The organism is Bradyrhizobium sp. CCBAU 21365 (assembly GCF_015291305.1).
In the GTDB taxonomy this organism is placed as follows: Bacteria; Pseudomonadota; Alphaproteobacteria; order Rhizobiales; family Xanthobacteraceae; genus Bradyrhizobium; species Bradyrhizobium elkanii.
This window is the reverse complement of record NZ_CP030036.1, coordinates 409,243-424,475: the sequence shown is the minus strand read 5'-3', so window position 1 is coordinate 424,475 and position 15,233 is coordinate 409,243. Positions and strand designations below refer to the sequence as shown.

Sequence of the window (15,233 nt, the reverse complement as noted above, 5' to 3'; positions counted from 1 at the left end):
CTCATACCTGCGCTCTGGCGACATGATCTGTCCGATCCAGCGCGTCTTGACTTGCTAGGATGACGGAGATGGAGTCGGAGTGAGCGTCTCAGCGATCCTGTGCAACGAGGCGCGCGCCGTCATGGCCCGTCACGACAAGCCGCCGCACCGCGCCGGGCACATCATCATCGATCGCGACCGGCAGGAAGTGCTCGGTGCGGCCCTGCGTGCCGCTCTCGATCAGCACCTCGCGCGTCGCGCCGACTTCCGCATCAAGCCGGCGCAGCAACGCGGCTTCGCCTGCCGTGCGCAGCTGCCTGGCGCGCTCCTTGATCGCGCCGCCCTCGACCTGCGGCATCCGCGCGGCCGGCGTGCCCGGACGCCGCGAATAGGGAAACACGTGCAGGAAGGTGAGATCGCATTCTTCGACCAGGTCGAGCGAGCGCGCAAACATCTCTTCAGACTCGGTCGGGAAGCCCGCGATGATGTCGGCGCCGAGAGCGATGTCCGGCCGCAGCCGGCGAACCTGCGCGCAGAAATCGATCGCGTCCCGGCGTGAATGCCGGCGCTTCATTCGCTTGAGGATCATGTCGTCGCCGGATTGCAATGAGAGATGCAGATGCGGCATCAGCCGCGCATCGTCGGCGATGACATCGAGCAGGTCGCGATCCGCCTCGATCGAATCGATCGACGAGATACGCAGCCGCTTCAGCTCGGGCACATGACGCAGGATCTGCCGGGTCAACTGGCCGAGTTTCGGCGCGCCCGGCAGGTCGGCGCCATAGCTCGTGAGATCGACGCCGGTCAGCACGATCTCGGCATGGCCGCGCTCGACCAGCGCGCGGACCTGATCGACCACCGCGCCCATCGGCACCGAGCGCGAATTGCCGCGGCCGTAGGGGATGATGCAGAAGGTGCAGCGATGATCGCAGCCGTTCTGCACCTGCACGAACACCCGCGGCAGGCCTCGCTCGAAGCCGTCGAGCAGATGCGGCGCCATCTCGGTCACCGCCATGATGTCGGCGACCGCGACCTTTTCGCTCGCGTCGGTGCCGAACGGCGCCTCGAACGCAGCGCGCGTCGCCTGCCAGGCGTCGCCGCGCATCTTCTCGTCATTGCCGACGACGCGATCGACCTCGGCCATGTCAGCGAACATCTGGCTTTGCGTCTGCGCCGCACAGCCGGTGACGACGATGCGCGCATGCGGGCGTTCGCGTTTCAGCTTGCGGATCGACTGCCGCGCCTGCGCCACCGCCTCGTTGGTGACGGCGCAACTGTTGATGACGATGGCATCAGTAAGCCCCGCCTGCTCCGCCTCGCGACGAATCACCTCAGATTCGAATGCGTTGAGGCGGCAGCCAAAGGTGACGACATCGACGCCCATAACCAATCTCACGCCCGATCAAGCGACGCTGGCGAACAGCGCCGGATCGAAGCGGCCCTCATATTCGAAATCGGCGGTGCCGGTCATCAGCACGTGATCGTCGCGCTCGCGCCACTCGATGCCGAGCTTGCCGCCGGGCAGCGTGATCTCGACGCTGCGGTTGGCACGCTTCAGCCGCGCCGCCGCGACCGCCGTCGCGCACGCCGCCGAGCCGCACGCTTTGGTGAGACCGGCGCCGCGCTCCCAGGTGCGGATCGTGATGCGGTCGCGATCGACGATGCGGGCCAGCGTGATGTTGGCGCGCTCCGGGAAGATCGGATGGTTTTCCAGCAGCGGCCCGAAACGCTCGAGGTCGTAGGCATTGACGTCATCGACCCAGAAGATCGCATGCGGATTGCCCATCGAGACCACCGAGGGCGAATGCAGCACCGGATTGTCGATCGGCCCGACCTGCAGCTCGATGTAGCGGGTGTCACGGAATTCCTCGGCCAGCGGAATGTCCTGCCAGCCGAACTTCGGCGCGCCCATGTCGACGGTGTAGAGATCGGGCGCCGGCCCCTGCCAGCAATTGAGCAGGCCGGCGCGGGTCTGGAACGTCGCTGATGTCTGGCCGGTCTTCTCGAAGATCCGCCGCACCACGCAACGCATGCCGTTGCCGCAGGCCCCGGCTTCCGAGCCGTCATTGTTGTAGATCGAGATGAACGCTTCGGTGCCGTCGAGCCGCGGCGGCTGCAGCACCATCAGCTGGTCGTAGGGCACGCCGCCGGCCGGCGAAGCCACCGCGCGCGCCTCCGCCGCCGACACCTGCGCCCGACCCTGTGCCGCCTCGGAATCGCGCAGGTCGACGACGACGATCTCGTTGCCGATGCCGTTCATCTTGGCGAATGCGTGATTGGCGAGCGCGCTCATCGATTTTCCCAAATTCTGCCCGGTTATATGGCGAGTGATGGCCCGTTAGCCAGCCTGAATAGCCCCATGACACATCTGTCATGGGACGAATGCAGAACTTGCGTGTTAGGAATATCGCACCTCGCGGACCGCGCGCGCCGGGACAGATCGAGCGGCCGTTTGAGGCAGGGGATGGAGAATAACCAATGAACCGTATCAACACGCTCCGCGCGGCCCTGGTCGCGCTGCTGCCCTTGGCCGCGATCGCACTGGCAAGCCCGGCCCCCGCCCAGTCGCCGTCAGCCTCGCCCGCTCCCGCGGCGAGCCCGAGCCCAACCCCGGCGCCTGCACCGTCGGCGACGCCGGTGCCCCCGCCGGCCGAGACCAAGTCGCCGGCCGACAGCCCGGCCGCAGCGCAGACCCCGACGCCGGCGCCGGCCGCCCCGGTGCAGACCGCCGATCCCTTCGGCGAGCCGTTCACGCTGGAGCCGAAGAAGGTCGTGATGCTGAAGGGCACGGCCAATTGGGATTCCGCCTTCGACGCTCTGATCGAGGCGTTCAAGCAGCTCACCGCGCTGCTCGACAAGGACGGCGTCAAGGCATCGGGCAATCCGATGATCGTCTATACCTCGACCGACGACACCGGCTTCACCTTCATCGCCGAGATCCCGGTCGATCAGGACGTCAAGAACCTCGGCAAGAACATGAGCATGGGCAATTCGCCTGACGGCAAGGCGCTGAAGTTCGTCCATCGCGGTTCCTACGACAACATGGACAACACCTATGAGGCGATCACCAATCACCTCGACGACAAGAAGCTCGAAGCCAAGGACACCTTTATCGAGGAATACATCACCGATCCGCTGAAGACCGCGGAGGACAAGCTTGTGATCAACGTCTACGTACCCCTGAAGTGAGCCAGATGACCCACCGTCTCCCCTTCGCCGCCACCCTGATCGCGACCACGCTGCTGGCCGCGCCCGTACTGGCCAATGACGACTTTCCGCCGGCGATTTCGGTCACCGGCGAGGCGACCGTGTCGGCGCCGCCCGACCAGGCGCAGCTCGACGCGGGCGTCACCACCGACGCCAAGACCGCGCGCGAAGCCGCCGACGCCAACAATGTGACGATGGGCAAGGTGCTGGCCGCGCTGAAGGGCGCCGGGATCGCGGAGAAGGACTTTCAGACCTCGCGGCTGTCGCTGCAGCCGCAATTCGCCAATCGTGGGCCGTCGTCGCCGAGCGCCCCGCCCAGCATCGTCGGTTACCACGCGAGCAATCGCGTCACGATCAGGCTGCACGATGTGAGCAAGGTCGCCAGCGTCATTGACGTGCTGGTCGGCGCCGGCGCCAATGATATCGGCGGGCTCAATTTCTCGGTGTCGCAGGCCTCGAAGCTGCTCGATGACGCCCGCGAGAAGGCGATCGCCGACGCCCGCCGCAAGGCCGAGATCTACGCCAAGGCCGCCGGCGTCACGCTCGGCGCGCCCGTAAATATCGCGGAGGTCGGCGCGGCGCCGGTCCCTGTGTTCCGTCCCAAGATGGCCACGGCAGGCTTCGCCGCGCCGACGCCGGTGGCGCAAGGCGAAGAAACGCTGACGGTCAATGTCAGCGTCTCCTGGGCGATCAAGGAGAAGTAATTCAAGGTGGCCAATTGATGTCGTCCCGGCGAAGGCCGGGACCCATTACCCCAAATATTGATTGTTGCGCGACGCTGGGGCCACGATTCCGTTCACAACCAAATTCGGTGGTAATGGGTCCCGGCCTTCGCCGGGACGACGCTAAATCTCGAACACCTGCCCGGGCTTCAACGTCAGAAACTTCTCGCGCGGCACGCTCGCCGCGTCGAGCGCTTCGCCAAGCGCGATCGCGGGCGCGTCGATCGCCTCGTCGGTCAACTGGAATGTGCCGTGGTGATGCGCCAGCGCCTGGGCGGCGCCGCAATCGGCCAACGCCTTCACCGCATCCTCCGGGTTCATGTGCTGGTCGCGCATGAACCAGCGCGGCTCGTAGGCGCCGATCGGCAGGATCGCGAGCCTGAGCGGGCCATGCGCCTCGGCCACCCGGCGGAAATGCCCCCCGTCGCCGTAACCGGAATCGCCGACGATGTAGAGCTTGCCGGCCGGCGTCTCCAAAACAAAACTCGCCCACAGCGCCTTGTTGCGATCGAACAGCCCGCGCGCCGACCAGTGCCGCGTCGGCACCAGCGTCGCGGCAAGGCCATTGCCGAGCTCGATGCGCTGATGCCAGTCGAACGCCTCGGCTTTGATCGCAGCATCGGACGTACGCATCGTGACGTCGTTGCCGAGCGGCGTGATCACGCGAGGACCAAATGCCCCCGCAAGTCTCGACAGCGTCGCGACGTCGAGATGATCGTAGTGGCCGTGCGACACCAGCACGACATCGATCCTGGGCAGTTTCTCGAATGCGATGCCGGGATCGTTGTGCCGCTTCGGCCCGGCGAAGCTGAACGGTGAGGCGCGCATCGACCAGACCGGATCGAACAGGATGTTGAGGCCCGCGGTCTGGATCAGCCAGCTGGCATGACCGACGAAGCAGAACCGCACCCTGTCGCCATCGACGCGGGGCGGCGGCGTATCGGCATGGGGGCTTGGCGCCCATTCCGGCCAGACCGCGCGCTGCCGGCCGCCCCCGAACTGCCAGCGCAGCACCTCACCAAGCGATTTCGGCGGCGAGCCGTCCGGATCGAAGAAGTGCAGGCCGTCGAAATGATCGGAGGCGGGGCCGTCGTAGGTTTTCATAAGAGACATCCAGATCGAGGGCACGCCGATCGCCGCGGCGGCTCCGGTCAAGGTTGCAAGCAGGCGGCGGCGGGTGATCAGCACGCGGGTTCCGGAATAGGAGGCAGGCTCCGGTTATATGGGTGGCAGCGGCGAATTCGGAACCAGGACGGCAAATCGACATGATTTCAGTACCTTACTGTCCAAGCTAAGCGGATTTCAGCGAAACTTTCCTTGACTTTGCCGCCCCGGCAGCGTTTAACCCGGCCACTTTCTCGGAAAGCCCCGTCTTTTCGACCCGCCGACTGGTCCTGGAGGCCAGAGGCCAACGCCCGACAGCGCGATGCGCCCTCGGGCGCGAAAGTGTTTGGGACCATCGTCTTGGCCTGACGCCAAGGCGGACTATGTGGTCATCACCCGCAAAAGCGGGTCATGACCAGAAGCGAAATAAGCGCGCTCACGGGCGCAACGAAGGACAACGGCATTGTTCGACAATCTGTCGGAACGGCTTGGTGGCATTCTCGATCGTCTGACGGGGCGCGGCGCGCTGACCGAAAAGGACGTCGACGCCGCGATGCGCGAGGTGCGCCGCGCGCTGCTCGAGGCCGACGTCGCGCTCGAGGTGGTCCGCAGCTTCATCGACCGGGTCCGCGAGCAGGCGATCGGCGCCACCGTCGTCAAGTCGGTGACGCCAGGCCAGATGGTGGTGAAGATCGTCCATGACGAGCTCGTCGCCACGCTCGGTTCCGACGGCCAGACCATAGATATCAACTCCGTCCCGCCGGTGCCGATCATGATGGTTGGTCTGCAAGGCTCCGGTAAGACCACCACCACCGCGAAGCTCGCGCGCCGTATGGTCCAGCGCGACAAGCGCAAGGTGCTGATGGCCTCGCTCGACGTCTATCGCCCGGCGGCGATGGAGCAGCTCGCGGTGCTCGGCCGCGACCTCGACATTCCGACGCTGCCGATCGTCGCCGGCCAGATGCCGCCGCAGATCGCAAGGCGCGCGCTAGAGGCCGGCAAGCTCGGCGGCTACGACGTCGTGCTGCTCGACACCGCCGGCCGCACCACGCTCGACGAAGACATGATGAAGGAGGCGGCCGAGATCAAAGCCGCCGCCAACCCGCATGAAGTGCTGCTGGTCGCGGACTCCCTCACGGGCCAGGACGCAGTCAACCTCGCGCGCTCGTTCGATGAGCGCGTCGGCCTCACCGGAATCGTGCTGACCCGCGTCGACGGCGACGGCCGCGGCGGCGCCGCGCTGTCGATGCGCGCCGTCACCGGCAAGCCGATCAAGCTGATCGGCACCGGCGAAAAGACCGACGCGCTGGAGGACTTCCATCCGAACCGCATCGCCGGCCGCATCCTCGGCATGGGCGACGTCGTCTCGCTGGTCGAGAAGGCCGCCGCCAATATCGACGCCGAGAAGGCCGCGCGCACCGCCGAGCGGATGCGCAAGGGTCAGTTCGACCTCAACGACATGCGCGAACAGCTACAGCAGATGGCCAATATGGGCGGCATCGGCGGCCTGATGGGCATGATGCCCGGCATCTCCAAGATGAAGAACCAGATCGCCGCGGCCGGCATCGACGACAAGATCCTGAAGCGCCAGGTCGCGATCATCGATTCGATGACGCGGCAGGAGCGCAAGAACCCGGACATCTTGAAGGCGAGCCGCAAGAAGCGCATCGCGGCGGGCGCCGGCCAGAGCGTCGAGCACGTCAACAAGCTCTTGAAGATGCACCGGAACATGGCCGACATGATGAAGGCCATGGGAAGCGGCAAGCGCGGCCCGCTCGCCGGCATCGCGCAGGCGATGGGATTCGGCGGCGGCATGAAGCCACCCTCGGCCGAGGAGATGAAGGCGCTCGCCGAGAAGATGCAGGGCGGCGCCGGCGGCGGCCTGCCGAACCTGCCGAAGGATTTGCCCGCCGGTTTGCGCGGCGGCTTGCCGAACGTGCCGGGCCTGACCGGCCTTTCCGGCAAGCCGATGCTGCCGGGCCTCGGCGGCTTCCCGGGCAAGAAGAAATGAGGAATTCGTCGCGACGGCTCACACGTGGCCGGCGCGACGCGGAATGCCAATCAATCGAACACATCGACCTTTGAAGGAGAACTGAATGTCCGTTGTTATCCGCCTCGCTCGCGCAGGCACCAAGAAGCGTCCGGTCTATCACGTCGTCGTCGCCGACTCGCGCTTCCCGCGCGATGGCCGCTTCATCGAGCGTCTCGGCCACTTCAACCCGCTGCTGCCGAAGGACAACGAGTCGCGCCTGAAGCTCGACATGGACAAGGTGAAGGCCTGGCTCGCCAAGGGCGCGCAGCCGTCGGATCGCGTGACCCGCTTCCTCGACGCCGCCGGCGTCAAGAAGCGCGCGCCGCGCAACAACCCGGAAAAGGCCGTGCCGCGCAAGGAGCGCAAGGCGCAGGCCGAAGCTGCCGCCAAGGCTTAAGGCTGAACGGCGACCACGGTGGCTGCACCGGTCTGTGTCGCCCGTATCGGCGCTGCGCATGGCGTGCGTGGCGCCGTCAGGCTTTGGACCTTCACCGAAGATCCGCTGGCCGTGAAGGACTACGGCCCGCTGATGACCAAGGACGGCACGCGCCAGTTCGAGGTCACACATGCGCGCGAGGCCAAGGACCATCTGGTGGTGACGCTGAAGGGCGTCGCCAGCCGCGATGATGCCGAACGACTCAACGGCCTCGAGCTCTACGTTCCGCGCGACCGGCTGCCGGACACCGACGACGGCGAATACTACCACACCGATTTGATCGGGCTCGCCGCGGTGACGACGACGGAGCAGCCGCTCGGCAAGGTGATTGCGATCCACAATTTCGGCGCCGGCGACATCATCGAGATCGCCCCGCCGCAGGGCGCGACGATGCTGCTGCCATTCACCAATGCCGTGGTGCCGACTGTCGATCTCGAAGGCGGCCGCGTGGTGATCGACCTGCCCAAGGAAATCGACGATGAGATCGACGGCAACGATCCGTCGGCCGCCTGAACCAAGAATATCAGCCCGTCATCCGGCCCTGCTGCTCGAGCCAGTCGCAGAACACCGCGCTGTGCGGATCGCTGCTGCGGCCTGCGGGAAAATACGCGAAGTAGCTCCGCGCCGGCAGGCTGACATCCGGAAACGGCGTCACCAGGCGCCCGGCCGCGAGATCGTCTGCGATCAGCGCGGTCGGTCCCATCGCGACGCCGAGACCATCGAGCGCGGCCTGGATCGTCAGATAGAAATGATCGAAGGTCAGCGCGGCCGCCGGCTCCAGCGCGGATTGCCCGGCCTCGGTGAGCCAGTCGCGCCACAGCCGCGGCATCGACGTGACATGCAGCAGCGTATGCCGTGACAGGTCCGCGATCTCACGCAGCGGCAGTTGCGCTGATAGCTTCGGACTGCACACCGGCAATCTCCGCTCCGACACCAGGAAGCGTGACGAGAAGCCGTGGAAGGTGTCGGGGCCACCGCGGATCACGACGTCGAATGGTTCAGGCAGCGCATCCACCGGATCGTTCGACGTGCTAAGGCGCACCTCGATATCGGGATGCTCGGCGCGAAACCGGCTCATCCGTGGTAATAGCCAGCGCAGGCTGAAGGTCGCGAGCGCATTGACGCGCAACACCGCGACCGCCACATCGCCGCGCCGCTCGCGATGCTGCTGCACGGCGGCGGAAATCCGGTCGAGCGCGGGTGCGAACTCTGCCAGCAATGCCGCGCCTGCCGGCGTCAGCACCACGCGCCGCACCGATCGCCGAAACAACGACGGGGCGCCCAGCCATTCCTCGAGCAGGCGGATCTGCTGACTGACCGCGCCATGGGTCACACTGAGCTCGGCGGCGGCCTCCTTGAAGCTGCCGAGGCGTGCGGCGGCCTCGAAGGCGCGGACCGCATTGAGTGGCGGCAGGCTGCGGCGTGGGACGAACATGATCCCTCAATACAAGATTTTCTAACGCATGATGCGACTATTACTGATTTGTGACAACGGCTTCGGCCGCGCATACTGCATGCAAGCTGCTTACATGGCTTTCTTTTCTGAGGTCTCCGCCTGATGCCCCCCGTCCAGACTTTAGATTTTCTTGCACTGGAGGACGGCAATGAGCGTGTCGGCTGAAACCGGCGCAACGCGGCCCGACCGTGCCCGGTCAACCCGCACCCTGACCGTGACCGGGCTCAATCACGCCCTCCACGACGGCTACACCGACGTCATCTACGTGCTGCTGCCGGTCTGGCAGGCCGAATTCGCGTTGAGCTACGGCCTGCTGGCGCTGCTGCGCGGGCTCTATGCCGGCGCCATGGCCGGGCTGCAGATTCCGGTCGGACGCATCGCGGAGCGGATCGACGGCAAGATCATCCTGATCGCGGGCACGGCGCTGTCGGCGCTCGGCTACGCGTTTGCCGGATTCTCCGGCGGTGTCATTGGCCTCGGCCTCGCCCTCGCGCTCTCCGGCGCGGGGTCGAGCACGCAGCATCCGATCGCTTCCGCCGCGGTGTCGCGCGCCTATGGCACGGCGGCGCGCGGGCCGCTCGGCGTCTACAATTTCTCGGGCGATCTCGGCAAGGCGGCGATCCCGGCGCTGACCTCGATCCTGCTCGTGATCATGTCATGGCGGCACACGCTGCTCGTGCTGGCTTTCGCAGGCCTGCTGGTCGCGGTCTGCATCGCGCTCTGGATGCCCTCGGTCGGCAAGGGCGCCGAGCACAAGGCGACATCAGCATCGCGCGGCGCCAGCACAGGCGGCGGCTTTCGCTGGCTGCTCGCGATCGGAATTCTCGACACCGCGGTCAGGATGGGCTTTCTCACCTTCCTGCCGTTCCTGTTGCGCGACAAGGGCGCCTCGCTGCCGACCAACGGCCTCGCGCTGGCGCTGGTCTTCATCGGCGGCGCCGCGGGAAAATTCACCTGCGGCTGGCTCGGCGAGCGGGTCGGCACGTTGCGCACCGTGCTGATCACCGAAGGCGGCACGGCGGCGCTGATCGCAGCCGTGCTGGCTCTGCCGCTCGCACCGGCCATCGTGCTGCTGCCGCTGCTCGGCGTGATGCTCAACGGCACGTCATCGGTGCTCTACGGTACGGTGCCCGAGCTTACCCCCGCGCACCAGACCGAACGCGCCTTCGCGCTGTTCTATACCGGAACGATCGGGTCGGGCGCGATCGCGCCGGTGCTCTACGGTTTGCTTGGCGACGCGCTCGGCCCGACGCTCGCGACGGCGGCGACCGCGCTCACGGCGCTGGCGATCTGTCCGCTTGCGGTCGTGCTCGCGCGGCATCTCGCTGACGATCCGAAGGCGGCGTGACGCATGTCGTGCCTAAGCCCGGGTTACGGCCTGTCGTCTCCTTCCCCCCAAAAGGGGGAAGGTCGGGATGGGGGTCAGCCGCGGGCGACGCTGCAAGCCGACAGAACTGATCCCCACCCGCTTTGCTCTTGCGAGCAAAGCGACCTCCCCTTTTCAAGGGGAGGTTGGAGCGGATTGCGCTTCGCTCCATCCGGGCTACCTAAGCAATGGTGCCACGGAGGATGATAATGACAAGCACGCACAAGGCCTGGCGGCTGCACGCCCACAATGATCTCCGCTTCGAGGATGTCGCGACGCCGAAGCCCGCGCCCGATGGCGCCGTGGTGCGGATCGAGGCCGGCATGGTGCTGTCCTATACCAACAAGCTTTTGTCGGGCGCGCTGCCCTACAGCCTGCCGCCGATGCCGTTCGTGCCGGGCACCAATGCGATCGCGCGCGTGGTCGCCGCCGGCGAGAACGTCACCCATGTGCAAAGCGGCGACCGCGTGTTCCTCAGCCCGCATCTGCGCGGCGACGTCCCGGATCGCGATCCGCCGCAGATCCTGATCGGCCTCACCGCGACGGTGACGACGCCGGAAGCGTTCGCCTTGCAGACGCGCTGGCGCGACGGTGTGTTCGCGGAGATCGCGCACTGGCCGGCCGCCTGCGTCACGCCGCTTGCCAATCTCGACGACAAGCCGGCCACCGAATTGATCGGGCTCGCAAAACTGATCGTGCCGTTCGGCGGATTGCAGCGCTCCGGCCTGCGCGGCGGCCAGACCATCATCGTCAACGGCGCGACCGGCTATTTCGGTTCGGGCGGCGTGATGCTCGCGGTCGCGATGGGCGCGGGCCGCGTCGTCGCGGTCGGACGCAAGGAGGCCGCGCTCGAGCAGTTGCGCGATGCATTCGGCCCGCGCGTCATTCCCGCCGTTGTCAGCGGCGATGCCGCAGCCGACCTTCAAGTCATCCGCCGCGCCGCCGGCGGCAGCGCCGATGTCGCGCTCGATCTGCTCGGCGCCGCCAAGAGCACGTCGACCACACTGTCCTCTCTGCGCGCGCTCAGGCGTGGCGGCCGGATGGTGCTGATGGGCAGCGCCGAGGTGCCGCTCGAACTCTCGTTCCGCGAGATGCTGGCCAATGACTGGGAGGTGGTCGGGCAGTTCATGTACGACCGTACGGCACCAGGCCAACTCGCCGGCCTCGCCGCCGAAGGCCTGCTGGACCTGCGCAAGATCAATGTCGCGACGTTCAAGCTTGCCGACTTCCGCCGTGCGGTGGATGCGGCCGCGATGATGCAGAGCCTCGACCTCACGGCCGTGGTGCCGTAACCAGAGGCCATGACATCGCGAGACACCCCAGCCCCGGCGACACCATGGCGCGCCACCGTGCTGACCCTGTTCCCGGACATGTTTCCGGGGCCGCTCGGCGTGAGCCTCGCCGGCAAGGCGCTGGCTGGCGGGCTCTGGGGGCTGGAGGCGCGCGACATCCGGGCCTCGGCCACCGACAAGCACCGCAGCGTCGACGACACTCCGGCCGGCGGCGGCCCGGGCATGGTGCTGCGGGCCGATGTCCTGGCGGCGGCGATCGACGCCGCTGACATCGCGCCTGACCGCCCGCGCCTCTTGATGAGCCCGCGCGGTCGGCCATTGACCCAGACCCAGGTCGCGGAGTTGGCGGCCGGGCCCGGCCCCCTGATCGTCTGCGGCCGCTTCGAGGGCATCGACCAGCGGGTGATCGAGGCGCGGGGTCTCGAGGAGGTCTCGATCGGCGATTATGTGCTGTCCGGCGGCGAAATCGCCGCGATGGCCCTGATCGACGCCTGCGTCCGCCTGCTGCCGGGGGTGATGGGCAAACGGGCCTCGGGAACCGAGGAAAGCTTTTCCGAAGGACTACTGGAATACCCTCAATACACCCGCCCGCAGGAGTTCGAGGGCCGGCCAATTCCGGAAATCCTGATTTCCGGCGATCACGCCAAGGTCGCGGCCTGGCGGCTGGCCCAGTCCGAGGCCCTGACGGCGGCCCGGCGGCCCGATCTCTGGGCCCGCAAGGCCGGCCAAAAAGCCGCTCCGCGAGGGACAAAAAACAAGACAGACGGGTGACAAACCCTGCGCTTTGCCTTATACGGGCGGCCAAATCCGCACCCGCGCAGGATAGATGGACGTTTGCGCAGCCCGCGAAAGGCTGGGCGCGCCGCCGATGGAGATTTCAATGAACCTTATTCAGCAGCTCGAAAAAGAGCAGTTCGACAAGCTCGCCGCCACCAAGGATATCCCGGAATTCGGCCCCGGCGACACCGTCATCGTCAACGTGAAGGTGGTCGAAGGCGAGCGTACCCGCGTGCAGGCCTATGAGGGCGTTTGCATCGGTCGTTCCGGCCAGGGCCTCAACGAGAGCTTCACCGTGCGCAAGATATCCTACGGCGAAGGCGTCGAGCGCGTCTTCCCGGTGATGTCGCCGATGATCGACTCGATCAAGGTCGTGCGTCGCGGCAAGGTTCGTCGCGCCAAGCTTTATTATCTGCGCAACCTGCGCGGCAAGTCGGCCCGCATCGTCGAGAAGCAGGACCGCCAGACCGCCGTCGGCGAGTAACGTTTCCCTCGGGGGATGTGACCGAAAGCGCGGGGCCTGCCCCCGCGCTTTTTTGTTGCGGCATACCTATCTGACGTGCAGGCCCGCGCCTGGATCGATTGTCGCGGGCGCGAGCCCTGTGTTAGAAATTTAGAATGGTTCCGGATCAAGCAAGCCAGCGCTGCCCAAGTCAGTGCCCAAGTCAGACCTGCAAGCGCGTCGTGATCGACGATCGCTCGCGGCTGCCCGGCCGCTTCTTCGGGCGCTTTGCGACGTCGGCAACGTCCGAGCTTAGACGCGCAGCGTAACGCTGCCTGGACGCTTTCGCCTGTCCGCTCGCTTAAGACGCGCTCATGCCATTCCACCACTGAATTTCTTCTGGAGCTGAAGCTCATGTCCAAACCGACAACGCTGTACGACAAGATCTGGAACGACCATCTGGTCCACGAGGCCGACGACGGCACCTGCCTGCTCTATATCGATCGCCACCTGGTGCACGAGGTGACCTCGCCGCAGGCGTTCGAAGGGCTGCGCGCCGCCGGCCGCAAGGTGCACGCGCCCGAGAAGACGCTCGCCGTCGTCGACCACAACATCCCGACCACCGATCGTTCGAAGCCGAACCCCGACCCTGAAAGCATCGAGCAGATGCGGGTGATGGCCGAGAACGCCAAGGAATTCGGCATCGAGTATTACAACGAATTCGACAAGCGCCAGGGCATCGTTCACGTCATCGGCCCGGAGCAGGGTTTTACGCTGCCCGGCACCACCATCGTCTGCGGTGACAGCCACACCTCGACGCATGGCGCGTTCGGCGCGCTCGCGCACGGCATCGGCACCTCCGAGGTCGAGCATGTGCTGGCGACGCAGACGCTGATCCAGAAGAAGGCCAAGAACATGCGCGCGATCGTCGACGGCAAGTTGCCCGAAGGCGTGACCGGCAAGGACATCATCCTGGCGATCATCGGCGAGATCGGCACCGCCGGCGGCACCGGCTACGTGCTGGAATATGCCGGCGAGGCGATCCGTGCGCTCTCGATGGAAGGCCGCATGACGGTCTGTAACATGTCGATCGAAGGCGGCGCGCGCGCCGGCCTGGTTGCGCCCGACCAGAAGGCGTTCGACTTCCTGCGCGACCGCCCGAAGGCGCCGAAGGGCGCCGCCTGGGACGCCGCGATGCGCTACTGGGAGACGCTGCGCTCCGACGAGGGCGCGCATTTCGACCACGAGATCCGCCTCGATGCCGCCAAGCTGCCGCCGATCGTCACCTGGGGCACGAGCCCTGAGGACGTCATCTCGGTGACCGGCTTCGTGCCCGATCCGGACAAGATCGCCGACGAGGCCAAGCGCATCTCCAAGCATCGCGCGCTGAAATATATGGGCCTGACCGCCGGCACGAAGATCACCGACATCAAGCTCGACCGCGTCTTCATCGGCTCCTGCACCAACGGCCGCATCGAGGACCTGCGCGCCGCCGCGAAGATCGCCGAGGGCAAGACCGTCAACGCCAATGTCAACGCGATGATCGTGCCGGGCTCGGGCATCGTGAAGGAGCAGGCGGAAGCCGAAGGCCTCGACAAGATCTTCATTGCGGCCGGCTTCGACTGGCGCGAGCCGGGCTGCTCGATGTGCCTTGCGATGAACCCGGACAAGCTGAAGCCGGAAGAGCGCTGCGCCTCGACCTCGAACCGCAACTTCGAGGGCCGCCAGGGCTTCAAGGGCCGCACCCATCTGGTCTCGCCCGCGATGGCCGCGGCCGCCGCGATCGCCGGACACTTCGTCGACGTCCGCGACTGGCGGTAAGGCAAGCGCGGGTTTCGTCTCAAGCTCGAGCCGTTTCGGAAACGGCTCGTTAACGGGGCGCACGCACACTGCCTCCCTGCGAAAACGAGCCTTCGCAAGGAGCGCGTGCCGTGGCCGATAAACCCGAATTCGTCGACATGATCAGCGACGCGACGCGCCAGAAGCGCCGTCGTGCAGTAGCGCGCATCATCGATCCGCTCCCCGAGGTGAAGGAAACCTCGCGCCTCAGCCACTGGCCGCCGGAGCGCTGGACGCAATGGCGGATGGAAAACCTGACGCCGTGGAAGATAAAGTCCTGGAAGCTGAAGAACTGGGATTAGCGCTTCATTCTTGACGCGGTTTCTTCACGCCAACCGGCGTCCACTTCGCTCGAACACGCTCCAGCGCGCAAAGAGAGTGATCCAACAAGACGGGCGCCGTGAGGCGCCCGCTGTCATTTCAGACCATTACCAATAGACCCGGTACGGCCGCCAGTAGTGGCGGTGGTGCCACCACGGCCGGCAGATCCGACCTCCCTGACAACGGCAACAAGCACCACGCTGATGGCAGCCGGCTTCATTGCGTTCATTGCAGTCGCTCCCGGCATGACGCTAGTCTAG

The 15,233-nt window shown here is 66.3% G+C and carries 16 protein-coding genes; 11 read left to right on the top strand and 5 right to left on the bottom strand.

The window, feature by feature from the left end; all coding sequences use genetic code 11:
• Positions 1-88: 88 nt before the first annotated feature.
• Both mtaB and dapF read right to left on the bottom strand, forming a co-directional pair.
• The gene (mtaB, locus tag XI02_RS02005; RefSeq protein ID WP_172646110.1) at positions 89-1,363 is read right to left on the bottom strand and encodes a tRNA (N(6)-L-threonylcarbamoyladenosine(37)-C(2))-methylthiotransferase MtaB; all 1,275 of its coding nucleotides are present in this window, start codon (positions 1,361-1,363) and stop codon (positions 89-91) included.
• A gap of 18 nt (positions 1,364-1,381) precedes the next feature.
• Entirely contained in the window at positions 1,382-2,272 is an 891-nt protein-coding gene (gene dapF, locus XI02_RS02000; RefSeq protein ID WP_172646111.1) for a diaminopimelate epimerase, read from the bottom strand.
• A 185-nt stretch (positions 2,273-2,457) separates the two neighbouring features.
• Between dapF and XI02_RS01995 the strand changes: the two genes are divergently transcribed.
• Positions 2,458-3,168, top strand: a complete 711-nt coding sequence (locus tag XI02_RS01995) for a GyrI-like domain-containing protein (protein ID WP_172646112.1) — start codon at positions 2,458-2,460, stop codon at positions 3,166-3,168.
• A gap of 5 nt (positions 3,169-3,173) precedes the next feature.
• Positions 3,174-3,890 (top strand): SIMPL domain-containing protein, encoded by a 717-nt coding sequence (locus XI02_RS01990; RefSeq protein WP_172646113.1) that lies wholly within the window; start codon positions 3,174-3,176, stop codon positions 3,888-3,890.
• Positions 3,891-4,031: 141 nt separating this feature from the next.
• Here the strand turns inward: XI02_RS01990 and XI02_RS01985 are convergent, their stop codons facing one another.
• Positions 4,032-5,096 (bottom strand): MBL fold metallo-hydrolase, encoded by a 1,065-nt coding sequence (locus XI02_RS01985; RefSeq protein ID WP_172646114.1) that lies wholly within the window; start codon positions 5,094-5,096, stop codon positions 4,032-4,034.
• Positions 5,097-5,475: 379 nt separating this feature from the next.
• Between XI02_RS01985 and ffh the strand changes: the two genes are divergently transcribed.
• The 3 genes from ffh (at position 5,476) to rimM (ending at position 7,993) form a co-directional block, all read left to right on the top strand.
• Complete coding sequence (gene ffh / locus XI02_RS01980; protein WP_018269389.1) at positions 5,476-7,023, top strand: signal recognition particle protein; 1,548 nt, start codon at positions 5,476-5,478, stop codon at positions 7,021-7,023.
• Between the two features lie 85 nt (positions 7,024-7,108).
• On the top strand, positions 7,109-7,441 hold the full coding sequence (gene rpsP, locus XI02_RS01975) for a 30S ribosomal protein S16 (RefSeq protein ID WP_016847621.1): 333 nt from the start codon (positions 7,109-7,111) through the stop codon (positions 7,439-7,441).
• 18 nt (positions 7,442-7,459) lie between these two features.
• Positions 7,460-7,993, top strand: a complete 534-nt coding sequence (rimM, locus tag XI02_RS01970; protein WP_172646115.1) for a ribosome maturation factor RimM — start codon at positions 7,460-7,462, stop codon at positions 7,991-7,993.
• Positions 7,994-8,003: 10 nt separating this feature from the next.
• On the opposite strand, the gene gcvA is transcribed toward rimM, so the two are convergent.
• Positions 8,004-8,915 carry a transcriptional regulator GcvA gene (gene gcvA / locus XI02_RS01965; protein ID WP_172646116.1) on the bottom strand — a complete coding sequence of 304 codons (912 nt, stop codon included), beginning with the start codon at positions 8,913-8,915 and terminating at the stop codon, positions 8,004-8,006.
• A 169-nt stretch (positions 8,916-9,084) separates the two neighbouring features.
• Between gcvA and XI02_RS01960 the strand changes: the two genes are divergently transcribed.
• From XI02_RS01960 to XI02_RS01935, 6 genes are all read left to right on the top strand, one after another.
• Complete coding sequence (locus XI02_RS01960) at positions 9,085-10,284, top strand: MFS transporter (RefSeq protein WP_172646117.1); 1,200 nt, start codon at positions 9,085-9,087, stop codon at positions 10,282-10,284.
• A gap of 227 nt (positions 10,285-10,511) precedes the next feature.
• Positions 10,512-11,594: a zinc-binding alcohol dehydrogenase family protein gene (locus XI02_RS01955; protein ID WP_172646118.1), complete on the top strand. Its 1,083-nt coding sequence runs from the start codon at positions 10,512-10,514 to the stop codon at positions 11,592-11,594.
• A gap of 9 nt (positions 11,595-11,603) precedes the next feature.
• Complete coding sequence (gene trmD, locus XI02_RS01950) at positions 11,604-12,365, top strand: tRNA (guanosine(37)-N1)-methyltransferase TrmD (RefSeq protein WP_172646119.1); 762 nt, start codon at positions 11,604-11,606, stop codon at positions 12,363-12,365.
• A 109-nt stretch (positions 12,366-12,474) separates the two neighbouring features.
• Positions 12,475-12,855 (top strand): 50S ribosomal protein L19, encoded by a 381-nt coding sequence (gene rplS / locus XI02_RS01945; protein ID WP_018269387.1) that lies wholly within the window; start codon positions 12,475-12,477, stop codon positions 12,853-12,855.
• Positions 12,856-13,227: 372 nt separating this feature from the next.
• Complete coding sequence (gene leuC / locus XI02_RS01940; RefSeq protein ID WP_016847628.1) at positions 13,228-14,634, top strand: 3-isopropylmalate dehydratase large subunit; 1,407 nt, start codon at positions 13,228-13,230, stop codon at positions 14,632-14,634.
• 110 nt (positions 14,635-14,744) lie between these two features.
• Complete coding sequence (locus XI02_RS01935) at positions 14,745-14,954, top strand: hypothetical protein (protein ID WP_016847629.1); 210 nt, start codon at positions 14,745-14,747, stop codon at positions 14,952-14,954.
• A 113-nt stretch (positions 14,955-15,067) separates the two neighbouring features.
• On the opposite strand, the gene XI02_RS45930 is transcribed toward XI02_RS01935, so the two are convergent.
• Positions 15,068-15,202, bottom strand: a complete 135-nt coding sequence (locus XI02_RS45930; protein WP_256438826.1) for a hypothetical protein — start codon at positions 15,200-15,202, stop codon at positions 15,068-15,070.
• Positions 15,203-15,233 lie beyond the last annotated feature (31 nt).